We start from the raw sequence: 16,278 nt of genomic DNA, 5'->3' as shown, positions 1-16,278 counted from the left end.
CTCAAGCGAGCAGCACCTCGGCGCCCGCGGCCGTCAGGCTGCGCAGCGTGGCCGGATCGGCCCCGGCGTTCGTGACGACCACGTCGACGTCCTCGGGCCCGCACACGCGCAGGGCGCCCGTCCCGGGGAACTTGTGCCGGTCGACCAGCAGCAGCACCTGCCCCGCCGCGGCGATCATGGCCCGCTTGAGCGGCACCTCGGCGAGCGTGGTGTCGACGAGCTGCCCGTCGGGGCGCACGCCGCTGGCGCCCAGGAACACCCGGTCGGCCACCACCTGCTTCAGCGCGGCCTCGGTGAGCACTCCGACCAGCGAGTGGTAGGGACGCCGGACCATGCCGCCGAGCAGCAGCAGCTCGACCTCGGGGTCGCAGCGGAGCGCGTCGAGCACGGCGAGGCTGGAGGTGACGACCGTGACCCGCCGCCCGCGCAGCCGCCGGGCCAGGCAGGCGGTGGTGGTGCCGATGTCGAGCAGCACCACGTCGCCGTCGCGGATCAGCTCGGCCGCGCGTGCCGCCACGGCCTCCTTGTCCTGCCCGTCGACCTCGGCGACCTCGGCGAAGGGCCGGTCGGCGTCGGCGTCCAGGCTGGGGAGAGCGCCGCCGCGGACGCGGCGCAGCGTGCCGTCGCGGTCGAGCACCTCGAGGTCCCTGCGGATGGTGGACGGGCTCACGCCGAGCTGGCTGGCGAGATCGCGGACGCTGGTGGCGCCTGAGAGCCGGACGCGGCGCATGATCTCGGCATGCCGGAGGCGCTGGAGCACGGCGTCACCTTATCAGTCATTTCCGCCCAACAGTAAGCACCAAGTAAGCATTTCGTACGCATTTGGTGTCATCGTTCGCACGGAGGGCTTGAAGTGTGCGGGTAAACGTGCAAGATTGCGCACATCGCGGCGTGTCGAGGAGGCCTCATTCCCGTGACTGTTCAGGCGTACGACCCTCTCGCCGGCGAACGCACCCCCGGCAGCCCGCAGTTCGACGTGTTCCTGGCGGGCACGGTCTTCCTGGACATCATCTTCACCGGGCTGCCCGCCATGCCCGCCGCCGGCACCGAGATCTGGGCCGACGGCATGGGCTCGTGCCCCGGCGGCATCGCCAACCTGGCCATCGCCACCAGCCGCCTCGGCCTGCGCACCTCCCTGGCCGCGGCCTTCGGCGACGACGACTACGGCGACTTCTGCTGGCGCACGCTGGAGGAGCAGGAGTCGGTCGACCTGTCGAGGTCGCGCCGCTTCGAGCACTGGCACTCGCCGGTCACCGTCTCCATGGCCGTCGACCGCGACCGCAGCATGGTCACCCACGGTCACCCCTCCCCCATGTCCGCCTCCGAGATGATCGGCAAGCCGCCCCGCTCCAAGGCCGTGATCGTCACCCTCTCCGAGGACGAGCCGCTCGGCACCCCCGGCAGCGCGTGCAACTGGGCCGAGCTGGCGCACCGCGACGGCGCGCTGATCTTCGCCGACGTCGGCTGGGACCCGTCCGGCTCCTGGTCCTCCGGGGTGCTGGAGCAGCTGTCGATCTGCCACACCTTCATGCCGAACGCCGTCGAGGCCATGGCCTACACCCGCACCGACACCCCGCGCGACGCGCTCTACGCCATCGCCGACCACGTGCCGGTCGCCGTGGTGACCGACGGCGCCAACGGCGCGATGGCCATCGACTCCACCACCGGCGAGGAGGCGTTCGTGCCCGCGCCGCGGGTCAACGCGCTCGACCCCACGGGCGCCGGCGACGTGTTCGGCGCGGGCTTCGTGCTCGGCACCCTCTGCGGCTGGCCGCTCACCGACCGGGTCGCCTTCGCCCAGGTGTGCGCGGCCCTCGCCGTGCAGCAGTTCGGCGGCTCGCTCGCCGCGCCCGGCTGGGGCGACATCGCCGACTGGTGGCACGAGGTACGCGCCACGGCCCCCCACAGCGGCGCCTACGGCAGCTCGCTCGCCCGCCGCTACGCCTTCCTGGACCGGCTGGTGCCCACCGACCCGGTCGGCGCGGTACGCCGCGCCGCCGCCACCATCGCCCGCTACGCCGACGTCGGCGTCGCCCCCCAGCCCCAGCCGGGCGGCGAGGCGACCCCGGTGACGGACGCCGGATCCAGGAAAGAGGGTCCGCGGGACGACTCGCACGGGGGTGGCCCCGCGCACGACGACGGGGACCCCGGCACCTCCCGCGTGCCCGCGCAGAAGGAGTAACCATGACGTCCACGACGCGACGGACGGGCCGCACCCCGGCGATCGCACTGCTCGCCGCCGCCCTCGCCCTGACCGCGTGCGCACCCGGATCCTCCGCGCCGCCCGCCCCGCAGAGCCCGGCGGCCCCGTCCGCCGTGCGCACCGACGCCGCCGCCCTCGGCGACGTCACGCTCACCGTGTGGGACCAGGAGGTCCGCGGCGGGCAGGCGGCGCAGATGAAGCAGCTCAACGACGCCTTCCAGGCCAAATACCCCAACATCAAGCTCAACCGGGTGTCCCGCTCCTTCGACGACCTCAACACCACCCTCCGCCTCGCCCTCAGCGGCAACGAGCCCCCGGACGTCGTCGAGGCCAACAACGGCCGCTCCTCCATGGGCGCGTTCGTCAAGGCCGGCCAGCTCCTCCCGCTCGACGCCTACGCCGACGCCTACGGCTGGAAGCAGCGCTACCCCGAGTCCGTCCTGCGCTACTCCCGCTACAGCGCCGACGGCAAGCTCTTCGGCGAGGGCAACCTGTACGGCCTCCCCCAGGTCGGCGAGGTCGTCGGCGTCTTCTACAACAAGGCCAAGCTCACCAAGCTCGGGCTGCAGCCGCCGAAGACGTGGGCCGACTTCGAGACCGCGCTCGGCACCGCCAAGACCGCCGGCGAGGTGCCCCTGCAACTCGGCAACCTCGACAAGTGGCCCGCCATCCACGTCTTCGGCACCGTCCAGGGCCGGCACGTGCCGGCGGAGCAGATCTCCGCGCTCGCCTTCGGCCGCAAGGGCGCCTCCTGGACCACGCCCGAGAACACCGCCGCCGCCGAGCAGCTCGTCGGCTGGGTCGACAAGGGCTACTTCGCCAAGGGCTTCAACGGCCAGGGCTACGACCCCGCCTGGCAGGCGTTCGGCAAGGGCGAGGGCGTCTTCCTCGTCGCGGGCACCTGGCTGCTCGCCGACCTGGAGAAGGCGCTCGGCGACGACCTCGGCTTCATGCTGCCGCCGGGCGTCACCGCCGACGCCGCGCCGGTCGCGACGGGAGGCACCGGGCTGCCGTTCGCCATCACCGCCAAGAGCCCCCACCCGGACGCGGCGGCCGCGTACGTCGACTTCATCACCAGCGCGGACGCCATGAAGGTGCTCACCTCGACCGGCAACCTGCCGGTCGCCGAGACCGGGGAGCAGAGCGTCAAGGCGGGGCCGCAGCAGGACGTCTTCACTGCCTTCGGCACCGTCACGGAGAAGGACGGGCTGGTCCCCTACCTCGACTACGCGACCCCGACCTTCGCCGACACGCTCGGCGCGGCGCTGCAGGACCTGCTCGCCGGGAAGGCGAGCCCGCAGGAGTTCCTGGCCACGCTGGAGAAGGACTACAAGACCTTCGCCGAGAGCAACTGATGGCACGGCGGAGGGCGGCGGGGCGGCCTCCGGGCGAGCCCCGGCGCGTCGCCTACCTCTACCTGCTGCCGGCGTTCGTGATCTACGCGGCGTTCCTGCTGTTCCCGATCGGGCGGGCCGTGCAGTTCTCCCTCTACGACTGGGACGGGCTGTCCGTGGGCAGGTGGGCGGGCCTGGACAACTACGCCGCCATCGTGGCCGACGAGGGGCTGCGCGCCGCCTTCGGGCACGCGCTGGTGCTCGTCGTGTTCTACGCGCTGATCCCGCTGGCCATCGGCCTGGCGCTGGCGGCGGTGCTCAACCACGCCAAGGTGCGCGGGCTCGGCTTCTTCCGCACGGTGGTGTTCCTGCCGCAGGTGGTGGCGATGGTCGTGGTGGCGGTGGCGTGGCGGCGCGTCTACGCGCCCGACGGCACGCTCAACGGCCTGCTCGGCGCGCTCGGGCTGGACTCGCTGACGCGGGGCTGGCTCGGCGACTACACCTTCGCGCTGCCCGCCGTCGGGGTGGTCGGCACGTGGGTCGAGACGGGGCTGGTGACCGTGCTGCTGCTGTCCGGCATGAGCCGGGTGCCGCCCGACCTGTACGAGGCCGCGCGGCTCGACGGGGCCGGCGCGGTCAGGGAGTTCTTCGCGGTGACGCTGCCGTCGGTGCGCGGGGAGATCGCGGTCGCCCTGACGCTCACGGTGATCGCCGCGCTGCGCACGTTCGACCTGGTGTACGTGACGACGCGGGGCGGTCCCGGCACGTCCACGACGGTGCCGTCGTACGAGGTCTACCACCGGGCCTTCGGGCTCGGCCAGGTGGGCTCGGCGGCGGCCGTCGGGGTGACGCTGGCGCTGCTCATCTTCGTGATCTCGTTCGGGATCAACCGGTTCGCCGACAGGGGGCTCACGTGATCTCGCGCGGTGAGCGGGTGGCCAACTACGTCATCCTGTCGGTGTTCGCGGTGTTCGCGCTGCTGCCGATCGTGACGATCCTGGGGGCGGCGCTGGGGCCGTCCGACAGCGGCGGGACGGCGGGGGCGGCGAACTTCGCGGCGGCCTGGGAGGTGGGCCGGTTCGGGACGTACCTGCGTACGAGCATCGCGGTGTCGGCGTTCGTCGTGGTGGTCAGCGTCGTGCTGTCGGTCATGAGCGGGTACGCCTTCGGCACGATGCGCTTTCGCGGGCAGTCGGCGCTGTTCTACCTGTTCATGCTCGGGATCATGATGCCGAGCGAGGCCGTCGCGGTGCCGCTCTACTTCGACCTGCGCTCGCTGGGGCTGATCGACACGTTCTGGTCGGTGGCGTTGCCGCAGGTGGCGCTCTCGGTGGCGTTCGGCACGTTCTGGATGCGGGCCTACTTCCGCGCCTCGAACCGGGCGATCGTGGAGGCGGCGCGCATCGACGGGGCCTCGACGTGGCGGATCCTGTGGCAGGTGCTGGTGCCGCCGGCGCGGCCGGCGGTGGTGACGCTGACGGTGCTGGTCTTCATGTGGACGTGGAACGAGTTCCTCATCCCGCTGATCATGGTGACCAGCGAGTCGCTGCGTACGGCGCCGCTCGGCCTGGCGTTCTTCCAGGGCCAGCACACCTCGGGCTTCACCCTGCTCGCGGCCGGGTCGGTGATCGTGGCGACGCCGGTCGTGATCTTCTACCTGTTCCTCCAGCGACACTTCGTCCGCGGGCTGCTCCAAGGGGCGGTTCGCGAGTAGATCCTCCGGAGGCGCCATGCGATTGATCCTGTCCGCCCTTCTGCTGCTCGTCCCGGGAGCCGCCGCCCTGCCCGCCCAGGCGGCGGCGGCCGCTCCGGCCGCGCCCGTGGACCTCGACGCGCTGTTCGTCGGCGCGCATCCCGACGACGAGGCGTTCAGCCTGTCCACGCTCGGCCAGTGGAACGAGGACCATCGCGTCCGCACGGGCGTGGTCACCGTCACGCGGGGCGAGGGCGGCGGCAACGCCGTCGGCCCCGAGGAGGGGCCCGCGCTGGGGCTGCTGCGCGAGGCCGAGGAGCGCGCGGCGGTCGGCGGGGCCGGCGTGCGCGAGGTGTTCAACCTGGACGACGTCGACTTCTACTACACGGTGAGCGCCCCATTGACCGACCAGGTCTGGGGCGGCGACACGCTGGAGAAGGTCGTCAGGGTCGTCCGGCAGACCCGGCCGGAGATCCTGCTGACCATGGACCCGGCGCCGACGCCCGGCAACCACGGCAACCACCAGCAGGCGGCCAGGCTGGCGATCGAGGCGTTCTACGCGGCGGCCGACCCGAAGGCGTTCCCCGAGCAGCTCACGCGGGAGGGGCTGAAGCCGTTCGCGCCGGCCCGGCTGCTGACCGGCGGCGGGCGAGGCACGTCGCAGGTGGGGCCGTCCTGCGCGGCGACCTTCCGCCCGGCGAACCCGGCGCAGAACGTGTACGGCGTGTGGAGCGGGCGGACCTCCGGCGGCGGCCGGACGTGGGCGGCCATCGAGCGGGACTCCCAGCGCGTCTACGCCTCCCAGGGCTGGGCCGTCTTCCCCGACGTGCCCGCCGACCCCGCGCAGCTCGGCTGCGACTTCTTCACCCAGGTGGACGCGCGGGTGCCGTTCCCCGAGCCGGGCACCACGGCCGCGGCGGCGCCCACGGCGATCCTGGACGGCGTGCTGACCCGCCCGGCGGGCTCCGTACCGCTCGGCACCGGGCTGTCGCTGCGCACCGGCGCGTTCGACGTCCGGCCCGGGACGCCGTTCGCCGTGGAGGTCTCGGTGACCGCCCGCGAGCCGCTGGGCCGCTCGTCGGCCGCGCTGCGCCTCCCCGAGGGCTGGACCGCCACCGGCTCCGGCGACCTCGGCCGGATCACCCCCGGGCGGGCGGCGACGGCGCGGTTCACCGTCACGCCGGCGGCGGGGGCGGCGGGCCGGGCGCGGATCGGCGCGGTGCTGACCACCGAGCGGGGCCGCGGCTGGACCGACCGGCAGGTCGAGGCGAGCCCCGCCGTACGCGGCCGGCAGCAGCTCCTCCCGCAGGTCGCCCAGTACGAGAAGTGGACCGCCGACGTCGGCGTGCCGCAGCTGCGCGGCCTGGTGACGCCGGTGCTGACGCTGCCGTCGGGCGGCTCCCGGCAGGTCGGCGTCGTGGTGACGAACGTCGGCGACGCGCCGCGCGCCGGCACCGTACGCGTGGACCTGCCCGCGGGCTTCGCCGCCGACCGGGCCGAGGCGGCCTACCCCGAGCTGGCGCCGGGCGCGTCGGCGACGGTGCCGTTCACGGTCACGAACACCGACGCCGCGCTCAAGACGTCCAACGAGGGCGGCGACTACGCCTACACCGTCACCGTGGACGGCGTGGTCACCGGCCGGCCCGCGCTGGAGCTGGTGCCGGCGGCCACGATCCCGCAGGCCGGCGCCGCGCTCGACGTGGACGGGGACGACTCCGGCTACCCGGGGCCCGCGATCGACGTCTCCCGGCTGTGGGAGGGCACGGCGTGCTCGTCGGCGGCCGACTGCTCGGCCACGGCCCGGCTGGCCTGGCACGAGGACACGCTGTACGTGGCGGTCCGGGTCAAGGACGACGTGCTCGGCACCCGGCTGGCCGCCGCCGACTGCAAGCGGCACTGGCGTACGGACGCGGTGGAGATCGCGCTCGACCCGCGCGGCACGTCGGAGAACACCTCCACGACGTTCAAGGCGGCGGTGCTGCCGGTGACCGCCGAGGGGCCGCCGTGCGCGCTGCGCGACGCGGACAACCGGCAGGGCCCGGCCACCGGGATGCGGATCGCCTCCAAGGTCTCCCCCGGTGAGTACACGGTGGAGGCGGCGATCCCGCTGGAGCTGCTGCCCGGCTCGGTGGATCCGCAGCACCTCGGGCTCAACATCCTGGTGTACGACTCCGACACCCAGGACAAGACCGGGCAGACCCGGATCGGCTGGTCGACGTGGGGCGGCGTGCAGGGCGACCCGTACCGGTGGGGCGTGGCGTCGCTGGCGGGCTACCGGAGCACCGAGCGGCCGGCCCCCGATCCGGTCATCCCGGACACGGCGCTGTCCAGCCTGGACTCACCGCAGTCGCTGGAGCAGGCGGTCCGCGTGAACGTGCCACCGGCCGGCGGCCCCGCGGCGGCGGACGCCGGGCAGGTGGTCACGGCGGTCCGGGCCGCGAACGCGGTCACGGTGACGTTCCGGGCGGCGGGGCCGGGCAAGGCCCACCTGTTCGTACGGGACGCGCGGGGCACGGCGGGCTCGGCGGTCACCGCCGTGCCGCGCCGGGGCACGACGACGGTGAAGATCCCGCTGACCCGGGCCCTCGCCGCCGATCCCGCCGTGGTCGCCGGCTGGGAGTCCTCGCGCGGCGGCGCCTCGGCCTCCCAGGCCCGCGTACGCTGACCCGCGCGTAGGGGGCACGCGGGTGCCGGCCGCCCGCCAGTTGGTCCGGCCGGCACCCGTGCCCCCGTCCGGCCCGGTCAGGAGCTTCCCGTGGCCGTCGGCGTCGGCTGGGCCGACGTGGACGGGTCCGGGGACTCGCCGGGGCCGTCCTGGGGGATCGTGGTGATCGAGGCGGTCGGGCGCGGGCAGTCGCGGCGGGCCGCCGCGTCGCCGCGCCGCCGGCTCGCCGGGTTCGCGCACTCGCCCGGATCGGGGCCGCCCGGCTCGGGGCCGCCGGGTTCGCCGGCGGTGGGCGGCCGGGAGGTGTCCTCCCGGTTGGGAGCCGGGGTGACGACGGCGACGGTGGCCGCCGTGCGGGTGCGGGTGACGTACACGGTGGGGGTCCGGCCGGAAGGGCGCACGACGGCGGGGGTGGCGACGGCCGGGACCGTCCTCGGGGTGCCCGCGCGGCCGGGCGGCGGCGGGCCGCCGGTGCGGGTGGCGGGGGGACGCAGGGTGGAGTCGGCGCTGGACTGCGGCACCACGGCGGGCGGCGGCGCGACGGACCCGCCTTCCACGTCCTGCCCGGAACCGGACGCGGCGGCGATGACGGTGACCGCCGCGATCGAGACGGTGGCGAGGGCGGCGAAGGTCGCGTGCGACAGCTGAGCCCCCGCCCGCCCCCGGCGACGCCCGTCCCCCGGCCCGGACGCCACCGCGCTCGCCGGCTGCCCGGATGACACCGCCGGCGACACGGCCGGCGACACGGACGGCTCCCCCGACGACGGCCCCGGCGGTCCGGGGGACTCCCCCGACGGTGGGTCGTCGCCCACCGGGTACGGCACCGGAGTCCAGATCCGGCCGAGCACCCCCTCCACCGCCTGCCGCAGATCCCGCGGAACGCCGACCCCGCCCGCCGCCAGCAGCGCCCGCAGCAGTTCCGCGGCGTCGGGCCGCCGGCCGGGGTCCTTGGCCAGCGCCGCCTCCACGGCGGGCCGCAGCAGGACGGGCAGGCGGTCCAGCCGGGGCGGCTCGAAGAGGATGCGCCGGGTGATCGCCTCCGTCTCGTCGCCCCCGTGGCCGCTCCCGTACGGGTGGTGCCCGGACGCGGCGAACGCCACCACGCACCCCCACGCGAACACGTCGGCCGCCGGGAGGGCGTCGCCGCCGGTCAGCCGTTCGGGCGCGACCCAGCCGGGGCTGCCCATGACCTGCCCGGCCTGGGTGTGGGCGTCCGCACCGCGCTCGCCGGTGACGTCGCGGGCGATGCCGAAGTCGATGACGCGCGGCCCGCGCGGCGACAGCAGCACGTTGGCGGGCTTGAGGTCGCGGTGGACGAACCCCGCCTCGTGCACGGCCACCAGACCGGCCGCCGCCCCCAGTGCGACGCCGTAGGCGAGGCCGGGCGCGAGGGGTCCGGTGGCGAGGACGACCTGCGAGAGCGCGGGCCCCGGGATGTACTCGGTGACGAGGTACGGCCGCTCGTGGTCGGCGCCGTCCTCCAGCACGGCGGCGGTGCAGAACGGCACCAATCTGCGTGAGAAGGCGACTTCTTCGGCGAAGCGGGCCAGCAGCGTGGCATCGTGGAGGTGCGCCGCGTGCGGCGTCTTGAGCGCGACGAGGCCGCCCCGAGGGTGCTCGGCCAGGTAGACGACTCCCATCCCGCCCGCCCCGAGACGGCCGAGGAGCGGATATCGGCCGATGACGACCGGGTCGCCCGCCGCCAGGGGCCGCACGCCGGGAGGCATGCCGCTCTCACCACGCGCCATCCGGATTTCGCCTCTCCTGTCTGGAACACGGCCAAGGCACACTGTGGCCGCATCCGCGGAGGCTGTCCGCATGTCTTACTTAAGCGGTATTGGAGGTAAGGCGGTCATTCCCCGCAGGTGAGGAAGGGGAGGGCCGGAAGCTGCGGGTGAGGCTGGTGTTCCCCGGCCCCGGGGTGAGGCGTCAGCTCGCGAGGGCCGCGGCCTCCTCGGCCTCGACCTTCCTGTTCCAGTCGCGCTTGACCTCGCGCCAGGCCTCGTCGTCCACGCCGCGCCGCCAGTAGCCGGAGATCGACAGCCGCTCCAGCGGGATGCCGCGCTCGACGCGCAGGTGGCGGCGCAGCTCCTTGACGAAGCCGGCCTCGCCGTGGACGAACGCGTGCACGTCCCCGTCCGGGAACTCCAGCTCGCGGACGGCCGTGACCAGCCGCTCCCCCACGGGGCGGTCGCCCCGGTAGAGCCAGGTGATGTGCGCCTCGGCCGCCGTGCCGAGCTTCAGCTCGTCCTGCGGCCCCTCCACCTCGATGAGCACGTACGCGAGCGTCCCGTCCTTCAGTGCCTCCAGCGAGGCGGCGATGGCGGGCAGCGCGCTCTCGTCGCCCACCATGAGGTGCCAGCCCGCCTCCGGGGAGGGCGCGTAGCCGCCGCCCGGCCCCAGCAGGAACACCTCGTCGCCGGGCGCGGCCCGCTCGGCCCAGGGGCCGGCGAGGCCCTCGTCGCCGTGGACCACGAAGTCGAGCGTCAGCTCCAGCGCGTCGGGGTCCCAGGCGCGCACGGTGTAGGTGCGCAGGCGCGGCCACACCTCGCGCGGCATGGTCTCCCTGCACGCCTTCACGCTGAACGGACGGGGGTACTCGACGCCCTCGTACGGAAAGACGATCTTGACGTAGTGGTCGGTGAGGCCGGAGGTCGCGAAGTCCGCCAGCCCGTCGCCCCCGACCACGACGCGGACCATGTGCGGCGAGAGCCGCTCGGTCCGCTGGACGATCCCCCGGTGGTGGTCCACGGGCCTGTCAGCCATATGTCACTGCCCCCTGACGCAAGTAAGGTATACCTAACCTTACACGCTGCCGGGCGAACGGGGCCAGAAAGACCCCTCATTCAGGCAACGCTCAGGCCGCCGCCTCGTCATCCCGTACCGCCGGCCTGGCTCCCGCCGCGGCGAGGAACCTGGCGATGTGCCGGAAGGCCATCCTCGCCTCGGGCAGCACGTCGGCGAGGATCGGGAAGACGTGCGGCATGCGCCGCCACTCCTCGTACCGGACGGGGACCCCGGCGCGGCGCGCCGCCTCGGCCACCCGCCGCCCCTCGTCGCGCAGCACCTCGGTGGAGCCCGTCATGATCATGAGCGGCGGCAGCCCGGTGAAGTCGCCGAGCACCGGCGAGACCAGCGGGTCGCGGGGGTCGAGCCCGTCGGTCCAGCGGCGGGCCAGCCACCGCACCCGGCTGGCCGGCAGCAGCGGGTCCTGCCAGCGGTTGGCGCGGCGCGGGATGTCGGTGAGGTCGGTCCACGGCGACATGCAGACGGCGGCGGCGGGCAGCGGCAGGCCCCGGTCGCGCAGCGCCAGCAGCGTGGCCAGCGTCAGGTGCCCGCCTGCGGAGTCGCCGGCGACGATGACGTTCTCGGGGGCGTGGCCGCGCCGCAGCAGGCACTCGTAGGCGTCGAGGGCGTCGGCCAGCGAGTCGGCCAGTTTGTGCACCGGCCCCTGCCGGTAGTCGAGCGCCAGCACCGGGCGCCTGGCCACCACCGACAGCCGCCAGGTGATGGAGCGATGGGTACGCGGCGAGCACGAGAAGTAGCCGCCGCCGTGGAAGTACAGCAGCACCTTGTTCTCCTCCAGCTCCTCACCGCCGCGCACCCACTCGCCGCCGCAGTCGGAGAAGGCGGCCGGCACGATCGACACGTGCGCCGGCTGTGGCGCCTGCACCAGCCGGGCGAGCTCGCCGACGCGGGCGGCGCCGGCCAGCGCGAGCGGATGACGCATGAGGAGCGTGGACGCCGGCTTCAGCGTGCCCCACATGACTCCGGTCAGCGCGCGGGCCTGCCAGCTCAAGGGGTATTCGGGTACCACATCCCCGTTGATCCGCATAACGACCCTCCGACAGGTCTCATTCCCCCGGATACGGCCCTCGCTACCGGCCAGTAGGTATCTCATTTCTTACCCGGATATTTCCTAAATATTTCCGAGGGCGAGGGCGTGTTAAATCCGTTGCGGGCTCGCGGGCCACCGACGGATAATGCCCTGCTTTCCCATCGGCAGGCCCGCGCGCGGGCCCGGACACGGTTCGTCACCGTGTCGTCACACCCCGGAGGTGCGAGACCTTCCCGCTCTATGCCCGGCTCGTCCGGTACGGCTTCCGCAAGCACGCCACCTACGTGTGGGCCGCCCTCGCCGGAGCGTTCACCAACAGCGTGTTCGGCATCCTGCGCGCCTACATCCTCATCGCCCTCTGGCAGGCCCGCCCCGGCCTGGCCGGGTACGACCTCACCGACGCCGTCACCTACTGCTTCGTCACCCAGGCGCTCATCGCCCCGATGCAGCTCTTCGGCGGCGGCCTCGGCCTGCCCGAGCGCATCCGCAGCGGCGACATCGCGCTCGACCTGGTCCGCCCCGCCCCGCTGCAGCTCTGGACGCTGGCCGAGGACACCGGCCGGGCCGCCTACCTGCTCCTGGTGCGCGGCCTGCCGCCGATGGCGGTCGGCGCGGCGGTGTTCGGGATCACGCTGCCCGCCACGGGCGGGCAGTGGGCGGCGTTCCTGGCCGGCCTCGTGCTCGCGATCGTGGTCAGCTTCGGCTGGCGCTACCTGGTCGCGCTGTCGGTCTGCTGGCTCGTCGACGACCGCGGGGTGGCCGTCCTGTCGCTGGTGCTCAGCACGTTCTTCTCCGGCATGATGCTGCCCCTGCACATCTTCCCCGGCGCGCTCGGCGACCTCGCCGCCGCGCTGCCGTGGGCGGCCATGGTCCAGGTGCCCACCGACCTCTATCTCGGGACCGCGCCCGTCCTGCCGTCCCTGGCCTTCCAGGCGTTCTGGGCGGCCGTGCTGCTCGGGCTCGGCGCCCTGGCCACCCGGGCGATCCGCCACAAGGTGGTGATCCAGGGTGGTTAGGACCTATTTCCTGCTGGCCTGGACGTGGACGCGGGCCGCGGCCGCCTATCCCGTCTCGTTCTGGCTGATGACCGTGCTCAGCCTGGCCGTGGCCGCCATGGACCTCGGCGTCATCCTCGTCGTCTTCGCCAACACCACCAGCCTCGCCGGCTTCTCCCGTGAGGAGGTGCTGTTCCTCTACGGGGCGGCGAGCCTGCCGTTCACGCTGTGCGACCTGTTCGTCAGCAATCTCGACCGGGTGAGCCGGCACATCAAGGACGGCACCCTCGACACCTTCCTCATCCGGCCGGCTGGCGCCTGGCTGCAGCTCGCCACCGACCGCTTCACCCCCAGCCGCGCCGGCCGGGTCGTGCAGGCCGCCGCGGTGCTCGTCTGGGCGGTCGCGGCGCTCGACATCGATCCCGGCCGGCTGTGGATGCTGCCGGTGATGACGGCCACGGGGCTCGTCGTCTTCACCTCGTTGTGGACGCTGGCCGGGGCGGCCCAGTTCGCGCTGACCGACGCCCCCGAGGTGGTCAACGCCTTCACCTACGGCGGCCACCAGCTCACCCAGTACCCCCTCGCCATCTACGGGCGCGACCTGGTGCGCGGCGTCACGTACGTGCTGCCGCTCGCCTTCGTCAACTGGCAGCCCGGCCTGTACGTGCTGGGCCGCGACGACCCGTTCGGCACGCCGGAGTTCATGCGTTTCCTCGGGCCGGTCGCCGCGCCGGTCCTCGCCCTGCTGGCCGCGCTGGCCTGGCGGCGGGGCGTCAGGCACTACCGATCCACCGGGAGTTGACGATGATCGAGCTCGACCGGGCGGGACGCACGTTCAAGGTCAGGAAGAACGTCGTCCACGCCGTACGCGACCTGTCGTTCACCGTGTCCGCCGGAGAGTTCGTCGGCTGCCTCGGGCCGAACGGCGCGGGCAAGTCCACCACGATCAAGATGCTCTGCGGCATCCTCACGCCCACCTCCGGCCGGGTGCGCGTGGCCGGGCTCGACCCCTCGCGCCGGCGCACCGCGCTCGCCCGGCGCATCGGGGTGGTCTTCGGTCAGCGCACCACGTTGTGGTGGGACCTGCCGCTGGCCGACAGCTTCGAGCTGATCCGGCTGCTCTACAAGGTCGAGCGGGCCGCCTTCCGCGCCCGGCTGGCGGAGCTGACCGACGCGCTCGACCTGGGCGGGTTCCTGCGCACACCGGTGCGCCAGCTCAGCCTCGGCCAGCGCATGCGCGGCGATCTCGCGGCGGCGCTGCTGCACGCGCCCGAGGTGCTGGTGCTGGACGAGCCCACCATCGGCCTCGACGTGGTCAGCAAGGCCGGCATCCGCGAGTTCCTGCTGCGGGTCAACGCCGAGCAGGGCACCACGGTGCTGCTGACCACCCACGACCTCGGCGACGTCGAACGGCTGTGCCGCCGGGTCATGCTCATCGACCACGGCCGGCTGGCCTTCGACGGCACGCTGGCGGACCTGATGGCGACCGCGCCGGCCGACGCGGACATCGAGGACGTCGTCACCCGCCTCTACAAGGGCGAGACGGTGCTCGCCGACGGCCGGCCTGCCGGAGCGGATCAGTAGTAGCCGCCCTCCTGGGAGCTCTCGTAGTCGTCGTCATCGTCGTCGTACGGGCGCGACCAGCGCGACGGCATCAGCACGGGGATGAACAGGGCCACGCCCAGCAGGGCCAGCACACCCGTCGTCAGGAGGGTCTGCGCGCCGGCGCCGGCCTCCCTGACGATCTGGTCCACCGACGGCTCTGCGGGGACGAGGGAGATCGCGCGCGCCGGGTCGAGCGCGTAGACGACGGTCCAGGACAGCAGCGCCATGGACGGCACGAAGGTGGCGAGCGGCGAGACCCGGCCCGCCACCACGAGCCCGTACACCAGGCCGACCGCGGCCATCGCGCCGAGCGCGATCCAGAGCTTCTGGTTGTCGGCCGGGGTGACCGGGGCCTGCCCCGTGACGTGCGCTGCGGCTTGCGCGGCGGCCTGCGTCACGGCCCAGCCGCCGCCCGCCAGGACGGCCGCCGTGACCACTAACCCGATGAGGAAACCGCCTAAGTGCCGCAACGTTCTCACCTCTATGTCAACGTAGATCGGCACGACCCTAGCGACAAACAGTGTGCAACGCCCAGGCATCGCCCGGTTGAGGCCACAGGCAACCCTGCCCCGTGAGACGATGGGGCACACCCATGCGCGCGCGACTCCCCCTGAGGCTGGCGCGGACGGCGGCCTTCTCCGCCGTCTGCGTGACCCTCGCCGCCCTCGCCCACCTGGTGGGCGGCGGCTCCGGGCCCGCTCCGTGGGCCGCCGGGCTGGGGCTCGCGGCGTCGGCCGGGCTGGGGCTCGCGCTGACCGGCCGGGAGCGCTCGGCCCCGGTCGTCAACGTCGTGCTCGTCGGCGCGCAGCTCGGGCTGCACGAGCTGTTCGCACGGGCCGGCTCCCAGGACATCGCCTACGTCCCCGTGCACGGGCACGGGCAGGGGCTCGCGGTCAACGCCGGCATGCTGGCCGCCCATCTCACGGCCACGCTTCTCACAGGGGTGTGGCTGGCGCGCGGCGAGGCCGCGCTGTGGGCCCTGCTCCGGCGGGCCGGGCGGCGGCTCACGCTGCTGCGGCCGGTCGCCGTGCCCGCCGTGCGGCCCCGCCCGCCGGTGGCCGCCGCGCGGGCCGTCCCTCTCTCGCCGGTTCTCCGGCACTGCCTGGCCAGGCGCGGTCCTCCACTTCCCGCCTGACCGTTCTGACACCCCTGTTCTTCCCTTTCCTCTCAAGTGGAGTTTCCGCATGTCCTTCGTACGCCGGGCCGCGACCGTGATCGCCGCCGCCACCGCACTCACCGCCGGGCTCGCCCTGCCCGCCCTCGCCCACGTCACCATCCAGCCAGGCTCCGCCGAGCAGGGCGGCTTCACCAAGGTCGCCTTCCGGGTGCCGAACGAGCGTGACGACGCCTCGACCACCACGATCGAGGTCACCTTCCCCGCCGACCACCCGCTGGCGTTCGTGTCGGTCAAGCCCGTGCCCGGATGGAAGGTGAAGGTCACCGAGGGCAAGCTGCCCACGCCGGTCAAGACCCAGTACGGCGAGCTCAAGGAGGCCGTGACCAAGGTCGTCTGGTCCGGCGGCAAGATCGAGCCGGGGCAGTTCCAGGAGTTCGAGGTGTCCATGGGCCAGTTGCCCACCGACACCGACCAGCTCGTCTTCCCGACGAAGCAGACCTACTCCAGCGGTGAGGTCGTCGACTGGTCCGAGGCGCCCAAGACCGACGGCACGGAGGCCGAGCACCCGGCGCCGCTGCTCAAGCTCACCCCGGCCACCGGCGACGACGGTCACGGCGCCGTCGCCCCGCGCACGGCCCCCGCTTCCGCCGTGCCGAGCATGACCGCGACCGCGGTGGCGGCCTCGACGGACGGCGGCACGGACGGCACCGCCCGGCTGCTGGGCGGAGCGGGCCTCGCGGTGGGCGTGATCGGCGTCATCATCGGCGCCCTCGGCCTCCGCCGCCGCCCGAGCGCCTGACCCGCGCACCCGCCCGGCGGCGCGGCCGT

Annotated in this window: 15 protein-coding genes; 10 read left to right on the top strand and 5 right to left on the bottom strand. The window is 73.8% G+C overall.

Annotated features, from left to right (window positions below):
• Position 1 precedes the first annotated feature (1 nt).
• The gene (locus AC27IY_RS26760) at positions 2-760 is read right to left on the bottom strand and encodes a DeoR/GlpR family DNA-binding transcription regulator (protein WP_487179526.1); all 759 of its coding nucleotides are present in this window, start codon (positions 758-760) and stop codon (positions 2-4) included.
• Positions 761-913: 153 nt separating this feature from the next.
• On the opposite strand from AC27IY_RS26760, the gene AC27IY_RS26755 reads away from it, so the two are divergent.
• From AC27IY_RS26755 to AC27IY_RS26735, 5 genes are read left to right on the top strand one after another with little or no spacing between them, the layout of a single operon-like run.
• Complete coding sequence (locus AC27IY_RS26755; RefSeq protein ID WP_344219065.1) at positions 914-2,182, top strand: carbohydrate kinase family protein; 1,269 nt, start codon at positions 914-916, stop codon at positions 2,180-2,182.
• A gap of 2 nt (positions 2,183-2,184) precedes the next feature.
• Entirely contained in the window at positions 2,185-3,558 is a 1,374-nt protein-coding gene (locus AC27IY_RS26750; protein WP_487179524.1) for an extracellular solute-binding protein, read from the top strand.
• Positions 3,558-4,454: a carbohydrate ABC transporter permease gene (locus AC27IY_RS26745; protein WP_344219069.1), complete on the top strand. Its 897-nt coding sequence runs from the start codon at positions 3,558-3,560 to the stop codon at positions 4,452-4,454. Before AC27IY_RS26750 ends, AC27IY_RS26745 begins: the two co-directional genes overlap by 1 nt.
• Entirely contained in the window at positions 4,451-5,251 is an 801-nt protein-coding gene (locus AC27IY_RS26740) for a carbohydrate ABC transporter permease (RefSeq protein ID WP_344219071.1), read from the top strand. The genes AC27IY_RS26745 and AC27IY_RS26740 overlap by 4 nt, the downstream gene beginning before the upstream one ends.
• Positions 5,252-5,267: 16 nt before the next feature.
• Entirely contained in the window at positions 5,268-7,895 is a 2,628-nt protein-coding gene (locus tag AC27IY_RS26735) for a sugar-binding protein (protein ID WP_487179523.1), read from the top strand.
• Positions 7,896-7,972: 77 nt separating this feature from the next.
• Here AC27IY_RS26735 and AC27IY_RS26730 read toward each other — a convergent pair whose 3' ends face one another.
• From AC27IY_RS26730 to AC27IY_RS26720, 3 genes are all read right to left on the bottom strand, one after another.
• Positions 7,973-9,643 carry a serine/threonine-protein kinase gene (locus AC27IY_RS26730; RefSeq protein ID WP_487179522.1) on the bottom strand — a complete coding sequence of 557 codons (1,671 nt, stop codon included), beginning with the start codon at positions 9,641-9,643 and terminating at the stop codon, positions 7,973-7,975.
• A gap of 181 nt (positions 9,644-9,824) precedes the next feature.
• Entirely contained in the window at positions 9,825-10,661 is an 837-nt protein-coding gene (locus AC27IY_RS26725) for a siderophore-interacting protein (RefSeq protein WP_423448485.1), read from the bottom strand.
• A gap of 91 nt (positions 10,662-10,752) precedes the next feature.
• A complete protein-coding gene (locus AC27IY_RS26720; protein ID WP_344219079.1) occupies positions 10,753-11,694 on the bottom strand; it encodes an alpha/beta hydrolase in 942 nt (313 codons plus the stop codon).
• Positions 11,695-12,017: 323 nt separating this feature from the next.
• On the opposite strand from AC27IY_RS26720, the gene AC27IY_RS26715 reads away from it, so the two are divergent.
• From AC27IY_RS26715 to AC27IY_RS26705, 3 genes are read left to right on the top strand one after another with little or no spacing between them, the layout of a single operon-like run.
• Positions 12,018-12,749 (top strand): ABC transporter permease, encoded by a 732-nt coding sequence (locus AC27IY_RS26715; RefSeq protein WP_487179521.1) that lies wholly within the window; start codon positions 12,018-12,020, stop codon positions 12,747-12,749.
• Entirely contained in the window at positions 12,742-13,530 is a 789-nt protein-coding gene (locus AC27IY_RS26710; protein ID WP_487179520.1) for an ABC transporter permease, read from the top strand. The genes AC27IY_RS26715 and AC27IY_RS26710 overlap by 8 nt, the downstream gene beginning before the upstream one ends.
• Before the next feature lie 2 nt (positions 13,531-13,532).
• Positions 13,533-14,312 (top strand): ABC transporter ATP-binding protein, encoded by a 780-nt coding sequence (locus tag AC27IY_RS26705; RefSeq protein WP_487179519.1) that lies wholly within the window; start codon positions 13,533-13,535, stop codon positions 14,310-14,312.
• Here the strand turns inward: AC27IY_RS26705 and AC27IY_RS26700 are convergent.
• Complete coding sequence (locus AC27IY_RS26700; protein ID WP_487179517.1) at positions 14,306-14,812, bottom strand: hypothetical protein; 507 nt, start codon at positions 14,810-14,812, stop codon at positions 14,306-14,308. The two genes, AC27IY_RS26705 and AC27IY_RS26700, sit on opposite strands and share 7 nt — an antisense overlap.
• Before the next feature lie 113 nt (positions 14,813-14,925).
• On the opposite strand from AC27IY_RS26700, the gene AC27IY_RS26695 reads away from it, so the two are divergent.
• A complete protein-coding gene (locus tag AC27IY_RS26695; RefSeq protein ID WP_344219089.1) occupies positions 14,926-15,468 on the top strand; it encodes an MFS transporter in 543 nt (180 codons plus the stop codon).
• Positions 15,469-15,517: 49 nt separating this feature from the next.
• Positions 15,518-16,249, top strand: a complete 732-nt coding sequence (locus AC27IY_RS26690) for a YcnI family copper-binding membrane protein (protein WP_487179515.1) — start codon at positions 15,518-15,520, stop codon at positions 16,247-16,249.
• The last annotated feature ends 29 nt before the right edge of the window (positions 16,250-16,278 follow it).

The sequence above is a fragment of the Nonomuraea sp. B208 genome (assembly GCF_057536035.1).
The sequence above is the reverse complement of the archived record's forward strand: the minus strand, read 5'-3'. Positions and strand labels throughout refer to the sequence as shown.